Source organism: Fundidesulfovibrio sp. (genome assembly GCF_058402725.1).
In genome coordinates, this window is the sequence record NZ_JBZVFJ010000051.1 from 1 (window position 1) to 3,246 (window position 3,246).

The following is a 3,246-nucleotide window of genomic DNA, read 5'->3' on the forward strand; positions in this document are numbered from 1 at the left end:
CTTCAGTGAGCCTCGCGGGCTGCACCGGCGGCATCGGTGAAGGACGCGAAGCAACAAGGGAGTGCAGAGGGCGAAGCCCTTTGCCCGCCGGAGGCTTCTTCCATGACCACGCCCGCACCCGAGACCGACGCCCCACGCCTGCCCGCCGAGTGGGAGCCCCACGCCGCCACCTGGCTGGCCTGGCCCAAGAACCCGCGCGACTGGCCGGGCAAGTTCCATCCCATCCCCTGGGTGTTCGGGGAGATCGTGCGCAGGATCGCCCCGTTCGAGACCGTGCGCCTCCTGGTGGACGACGCCGCCTGGGAGGACAAGGCCCGGCGCGTGCTGGGCAAGGCCGGGGCCGACCTCGAACGCGTGCGATTCCACCACGTGCCCACCGACCGGGGCTGGTGCCGCGACATGCTCCCGGCCTTCACCCTGCGCCGCGCCTCGCCCCGCGTGCAGGCCGTGCGCTTCGGCTTCACCGGCTGGGCAAAGTACCCGGACCACCTCCTGGACGCCGAAGCCCCCGAGCACGTGGCCCGCGCCCTCAGGATGCCCATGACGCAGGCCACGGCCCAGGGCCGCCCCCTGGTGCTGGAGGGCGGCGGCATCGACGGCAACGGCCGGGGTACGCTGTTGACCACCGAGGAATGCTTCCTCGACCCCATCACCCAGGTGCGCAACCCCGGGCTCACGGCCCGCGACTACGAGACGGCCTTCCGGGAGCATCTGGGCATCGAACAGGTGATCTGGCTGGGCAAGGGCATCGCCGGGGACGACACCCACGGCCATGTGGACGACCTCTGCCGCTTCGTGGCCCCGGACGCCGTGGTGCTCTGCCGCGAGAAGGACCCCTCCGACGAGAACTACCGCGTCCTGGAGGAGAACCGCGAGCGCCTGGAGGGCGTGCGCCTGCACGGCGGAGGCAAGCTCCAGGTGATCGACCTGCCCATGCCCGAGCCCCTGGTCTTCGACGGCGTGCGCCTGCCCGCCAGCTACGCCAACTTCTACATCGCCAACGGCACGGTGCTCGTGCCCACCTTCAACGACCCCCGCGACCGCCTCGCCCTGGGCATCCTGGCCGAGTGCTTCCCCGACCGCGTCGTCACGGGCGTCCACGCGGTCGATCTTGTCTGGGGCTTCGGAACCCTGCACTGCCTGACGCACGAACAGCCCTCGGGCGGGAAGGCCTTGAATATCGTATCCTAGACATCTTGTTGTATATATTTATCGTCCAGCATCCTGCGGCACCCCCCACGCCGCATACAAGTAAAGCAGAACAAACCATTCCGGCGCTCCGGAGAGGCAGCCCGCACCCGCTCCGGAGGACGCAACGCCCGGCTCTGTCCGCCCCAAGCCTGGGATAGCGGGCGTTCCGGCGGCCCTGCCCTTCTGTACACGTCCCGGAACGCAGGTCAGAAACGCTTGACAAGGGGCGTCGCCTGGGGCATGTCCACGGAAACTTCAGCCAGCGGGACACGACCATGAAGCGAGCCACTCCCCAGCCCATCGTCAAAGGCTTTTCCGCCGAGTCCGTCCTGTCGCGCATCATGTCCTCCACGGGCATCCGTTCGCAGTCCGAGCTGGCCCGGGCGCTGGGCATCGGCCGCCAGGCCGTCACCGACGCCAAGAAGCGCTCCCACATCCCGGCGGACTGGTACCTCTTTTTGTGCCGCAAGTACGGGCTCAACCCCCAGTGGCTGGAGTCGGGCATGGGCCCCATGTACGTGGCGGGCAACAGCGACGCCCCGGCCGCCCTGGGCTCGGGGACCCCGGGGGCGCACCCGGAGGAGTTCTCCTACGTGCCCAAGGTGCGCGCCCGTCTCTCGGCCGGGGGCGGCAGCCTCGTGGTGGAGGAGGCCATCGACTCCTACTACGCCTTCCGCCACGCCTGGCTCAAGCGCAAGGGCCAGATCAGCCAGATGCGGCTCATGCGCGTCTCGGGCGACTCCATGGAACCCACCCTGCGCGACGAGGACGTGGTGCTCATCGATCTCTCCCAGACCGAGGTCTACACGGGCAAGATCTACGCCGTGGGCATCGACGAGGAGATCGTGGTCAAGCGCCTGGACAAGAAGCCCGGCAAGCTCGTGCTCGTGAGCGACAACCGCCAGTTCTATCCGCCCCTGGAGGTGAACCTCCACGAGGGCTCCAACGTGCGCCTGCTGGGCCGCGTGATCTGGATGGCGCGGGAAGTCTTGTAATCATCCCTTCATTTGCCCTCGGGACGCGAAGCGGGTAGGTCTTGCCCATGCCGCGCTCCCGGCCCCTGGCCGCCTGGGCCCTCTACGACTTCGCCGCCTCGGCCTACGCCACCTGCGTGGCCACGGCCCTTCTGCCCGCCTACTTCGCCGCCGTGGTGGCCCCGGAGGGGCTGCCGGTGCTGGGTCACCGCGTGGGCGCGGTGAGCCTGTGGGGCTACGCCTCCAGCCTGTGCGCCCTCACGGTGTTCGTGCTGGCCCCCGTTGCCGGGGCCGCCGCAGGGCTCGCCGGGCTGCGCCGCGTCTTCCTTGCGGCCTCCTGCGCGGCGGGCGGCGCGGCAGCCCTGGCCGTGAGCGCCCAGGGTCCGGGCGACGTGCTCCCCGCCCTGGGCCTCTTCGTGCTGGCCCAGGCCGCCTACAACACGGGCAACGCCTTCTACGACGCCTATCTGCCCCAACTGGCCGCCGGGCGCGAACGCGACCGCGTTTCAGGCCTGGGCTACGCCTGCGGCTACGCGGGCGGCGGCCTGGGGCTGGCCCTGGCCCTGGCCCTGGTGGCCGGGCGGGAGACGCTGGGCCTGGACGAGGCCCGCGCGGTGCAGTGGGGCATGGCCCTGTGCGGGGCGTGGTGGCTGGTGCTGGGCCTTGCGGCCGTGGCGGGCCTGCTCGGGGCCGTCGCGCCCGGAGCGGCGGTCGCCGCGACGCCCGGCCCCGACCTGTCCGGCGGGCCACTCCCCTCCGGGGCGGCCCGGCCCGGCCGACGCCCGAGCCTCCCGGCCCTTGCCGCCGGGGGCTTCCGCGAGGCCTGGCGCGCCGCGTCGGCCGCACGGCGCTCTCCGGGCCTGGGGCGCTTCCTGCTGGCCTATCTTTTCTACAACGACGGCGTGCAGACCGTGATCGCCATGGCGGCCATCTACGGCCGTGCGGAGATCGGGCTCTCCCAGGGCACGCTTCTGGCCACGCTGCTGGCCATCCAGGGCGTGGCCCTGGCCGGGGCCGTGGGCTTCGCCCGGCTGGCCGTGCGCATCTCTGCCATACATCCCCCCCCCCCCCCCCCTTCCCC

At 71.4% G+C, this 3,246-nt stretch carries 3 protein-coding genes; all 3 read left to right on the top strand.

Annotated features, from left to right (window positions below; translation table 11 throughout):
- Positions 1-102 precede the first annotated feature (102 nt).
- On the top strand, positions 103-1,191 hold the full coding sequence (locus tag ACV4UX_RS08525; protein WP_491592884.1) for an agmatine deiminase family protein: 1,089 nt from the start codon (positions 103-105) through the stop codon (positions 1,189-1,191).
- A gap of 275 nt (positions 1,192-1,466) precedes the next feature.
- Positions 1,467-2,186: a LexA family transcriptional regulator gene (locus tag ACV4UX_RS08530; protein ID WP_491592885.1), complete on the top strand. Its 720-nt coding sequence runs from the start codon at positions 1,467-1,469 to the stop codon at positions 2,184-2,186.
- 47 nt (positions 2,187-2,233) lie between these two features.
- Positions 2,234-3,246: MFS transporter (locus ACV4UX_RS08535; protein WP_491592886.1), on the top strand; the 1,013-nt coding region annotated here is incomplete at its 3' end.

Coding starts and splice junctions, on each gene's coding strand:
- ACV4UX_RS08525 (WP_491592884.1), top strand. CDS start 103: ATGACCACGCCCGCACCCGAGACCGACGCCCCACGCCTGCCCGCCGAG.
- ACV4UX_RS08530 (WP_491592885.1), top strand. CDS start 1,467: ATGAAGCGAGCCACTCCCCAGCCCATCGTCAAAGGCTTTTCCGCCGAG.